The 3,647-nt window shown below is 62.2% G+C and carries 3 protein-coding genes; 1 reads left to right on the top strand and 2 read right to left on the bottom strand.

From position 1 onward, the window contains the following. Positions 1-9: 9 nt before the first annotated feature. Complete coding sequence (nadC, locus tag K3A84_RS20200) at positions 10-876, bottom strand: carboxylating nicotinate-nucleotide diphosphorylase (protein ID WP_062344525.1); 867 nt, start codon at positions 874-876, stop codon at positions 10-12. Then, complete coding sequence (locus tag K3A84_RS20195; RefSeq protein ID WP_062344527.1) at positions 876-2,204, bottom strand: Rieske 2Fe-2S domain-containing protein; 1,329 nt, start codon at positions 2,202-2,204, stop codon at positions 876-878. Before K3A84_RS20195 ends, nadC begins: the two co-directional genes overlap by 1 nt. Positions 2,205-2,351: 147 nt before the next feature. Here K3A84_RS20195 and K3A84_RS20190 point away from each other — a divergent pair, with 147 nt between their 5' ends. Next, on the top strand, positions 2,352-3,542 hold the full coding sequence (locus tag K3A84_RS20190) for a Gfo/Idh/MocA family protein (RefSeq protein WP_062344530.1): 1,191 nt from the start codon (positions 2,352-2,354) through the stop codon (positions 3,540-3,542). The last annotated feature ends 105 nt before the right edge of the window (positions 3,543-3,647 follow it).

Below are 3,647 nucleotides of genomic sequence, written 5' to 3'. Positions count from 1 at the left end.
ACAGCACCATCAAGCCGCTATTGTGTAATCGAGACCGATATCGGCAGCCGGTGCGCTCTGCGTAATGCGGCCGACGGAGACGTAAGTAACTCCCGTTTCCGCGATCGCACGGATGGTATCGAGCCGCACGCCACCTGACGCTTCGATCGGCACGCGGCCCGCAACCAGCGCCACACCCTCGCGCAGCATTTCGACCGACATATTGTCGAAGAGCAGCCGATCGGCGCCTGCCTTCAGTGCCGGCTCGATCTGGTCGATTGTGTCGACTTCGACTTGGACCGGGAGTGCTGACTTGCCCGCCTTGGCCGCGCGCACGGCCGCCTCGATCGAGCCGCAGATCGCGACATGATTGTCCTTGATCAGGATGCCGTCGTCGAGCCGCATACGATGATTGTGCGCCCCGCCCATGCGGGCAGCATATTTCTCAATTGCGCGCAGGCCGGGTATGGTCTTGCGGGTGTCGAGCAGGATGCACGACGTGCCCGCGATCATGTTGGCATAGCTTCGAGTAAGGGTGGCAATACCGGTGAGGTGCTGCAGCGTGTTCAGCGCCGAGCGCTCCGCCGACAACATCGGGCGGGCGCGACCCTCCACGCGCATGATCGGGGCACCCGCCTGGAGCTCATCTCCATCCCTGGCAAGCCGCTCGACCCGGACATCGGGATCAAGGGCCTCGAAGAAGACCTGGGCGAGATCGATGCCCGCAACGGCAATCTGCTCGCGAGTCTGGATCGTCGCGATCAGCCGTGCGTCGGCGGGGATGGTGAGGTCGGTGGTGACATCACCACCTAGCCCCAGATCCTCCTTGAGTACGGACTGGACGAAATGACTGACGGCATCCGCGTCGAGCCCGGCAATGGGCGGCAGGGACATCATCAAGCGCGGACGTCCCCGAGAGCGTCGACATCTGTCGATACGGTCCGCATGATATCCGCCTCTTCGTCCGAGACATTGAGCAGCCGCCAGTCGGTGCCCTTAGGCACGATGCCTTCGAACGACATGAGCTTGGCGTTCGGAATGTGCGGCTCGGTCGTGCCGATCGCCGGCTCGCCCTTTTCCACCGCCTGCGCGGCGCGGTACATCTGTGTGCGGAACGTGAAGATCGCCTTGTCGCTCGACCCCAGGCGATCATCGCCACGATCGGCGAGCGTACCCATCGATTCCCACATCGCCATGTCCTGCGCCGGGATGCCGTAGATACCGGTGAAATCGCCGTCCTTCATGGCTACGCGATCCTGGAGATAGTTGTTTCCTGCGTTGCGCATCTTTTTGAAGGTGATCGGCTCGACATCCTTGCCGATCTCGGCACCGCAGAATTTGCGCCATGCGTCGGTCGAAATGCCTTTTTCGGGATGCCAGGCGACCCAGTAGAACATCGTGTTCTCATCATCGATCGGGACCAGCATCTGGCTCAGATGATATTGGTCATTCGATGGAATGTGGACGGTATAGGGCGCCACATAGAGTGTCATGCGGATATAATCAGTGGCATCGGCGTCGACGATCGGCTTGCGGATCGCGACATAGCGGAAGCCAAAGCTGGTCTTCTGGACCTCAAGGCGTGGCGCCTTGTCGGCCGACGGCCGTAGCCAGGCGGTGTCGGTCGCGGTCGATCCGCTGACCTCGGTTGCCGTCGGCATGTTGGACGAGTGCAGGCTCGAACTGTGCGCCGAGTCGATGGAGCCTTCGAGCACCTGTGCCCAGTTGCATGCGCCATGCATCTTCACGATGCTGATCTTGTCGTCCGGTACGGTCGCCCAGTTGGGCTTGTCGAACGGCGTCACCTGATCGGGATTGCCCATCCACACCCAGACGAACCCGCCGGCCTCCTGGACCGGATAGGCCTTGGTCTTCATCGTGCTGCGCAGCTTGGCGTCGACCGGCTCGGACGACATGTCGATGGCGTTGCCGTTCACGTCGAACTTCCAGCCATGATAGAGGCAACGCAGGCCGCATTCCTCGTTGCGGCCAAAGGCCAGCGACGCGCGGCGGTGCGGGCATTGCTCGTCAAGCGCGCCCAGACGACCCTTGCTGTCGCGGAACACCACCATATTCTCGCCGAGGAGGCGGACGCGCAGCGGCGTACAATCCGGTTCGGCCACCTCTTCGGACATGCACGCGGGCATCCAGTGCTGGCGCATCAGCCTGCCCATCGGCGCGCTGCCCTCGACTCGGGCGAGGATGTCATTTTGTTGGGGTGTCATCGCCTATCCTTATCGCAAAGTGGCTGTGCCAAGGCGCCGTGCCACGAAGGTGTTTCATCCACTTCTTGAAAACACTTCTACATAGAAGTATTGTGCGTTTCAAGCGGGCCGCATTTCAAGGACCGACCTGGCAGATCGAGGATAAACATGAAGGCACTTCGGATCGGCATTGTCGGCCTTGGCCGGGGGTTCATGCTGACGCTTCCGGCGTTGCGCGCGCACCCACGGGTCGAGATCGCCGCGGCGTTCGATCTGCGCGCGTCCCCACGTGCTCAATTCACGCGCGAGTTCGGAGCCAAGTCATATGAAAGCCTGGAGGGGTTGCTCGCCGCCGATATTGATGCCGTCTATATCGCGACGCCACACGAACTGCACGCGACGCAGGCAATCGCGGCCCTCGGTGCGGGCAAGCATGTTCTGGTCGAAAAGCCGATGGCGATCTCTGTCGCCGAGTGCGTCGCGATGGAAGCGGCGGCACGCCGGGCCGGCAAACTGCTCCTGGTCGGCCCCAGCCATGGCTTTGATGCCCCGGTCCGCCGAGCCGCCGAGTTGATCGCCAGCGGCGGCTTTGGTGCGGTGCGGCAACTCACGGCGATGAACTTCACCGATTTCATGTATCGGCCGCGTCGCCCCGAAGAGCTGGACAGCGCGCGTGGTGGGGGCGTTGTCTACAGTCAAGCCGCTCACCAAATTGACGTGGCGCGGCGGCTTGTCGGACGCGATGTGACATTCGTGCGCGCGGTTGCGGGCAATTGGGATTCCAGTCGCCCGAGCGAGGGCGCATATGCCGCGATGATGGGATTCGAGGGTGGGGCTGTCGCATCGCTGACGTACAGTGGCTACGCCCATTATGATTCCGACGAACTGGTTAATTGGATATCGGAACTCGGCCGCGAGAAGGATCCGGAGCAATACGGTGACACGCGGCGCGCGCTCAGGAACCTCGAACCAGCGACCGAAAGCGCTGCCAAGATACGCCGAGCGTATGGCGAGGACGGCGCATCGACCAGCGAACCGCCGGCGCCGTATCATGAGCATTTCGGCTTTGTGCTGGTCAGTTGCGAACGCGCCGATCTCAAGCTCTCGCCCCAAGGCATCACGCTCTATGGCGATGAACACCGTGAGTTTCTCGCGATCGATCCGCCAAGCCTGCCGCGGGTCGAGGTCATCGATGAATTCGTTGAAGGCGCACTCGGTCTGGTCCAGCCGATCCATGATGGCCGCTGGGGCGTGAAGACGGTGGCGTGCTGCGCAGCCCTACTCGAATCGAGCCGCACCGGCAGCGAAATCGCACCCACAGCCATGATTATCGACACTTTGGAGGCCGTTTCCGTATGACTAGATTGAACCTCTCGCTCGCCTGTTGGGGCTATGATCGCACCGAGGCGCTGCTGTCGCAGACGGTCCGCCCCGATGGGATCGATCTCAACTTTCAGGTGCTGG

Origin of the sequence: Novosphingobium percolationis, from assembly GCF_020179425.1 — a bacterium.
Classification (GTDB): domain Bacteria; phylum Pseudomonadota; class Alphaproteobacteria; order Sphingomonadales; family Sphingomonadaceae; genus Novosphingobium; species Novosphingobium percolationis.
This window is presented reverse-complemented; position numbering and strand designations above follow the sequence as displayed.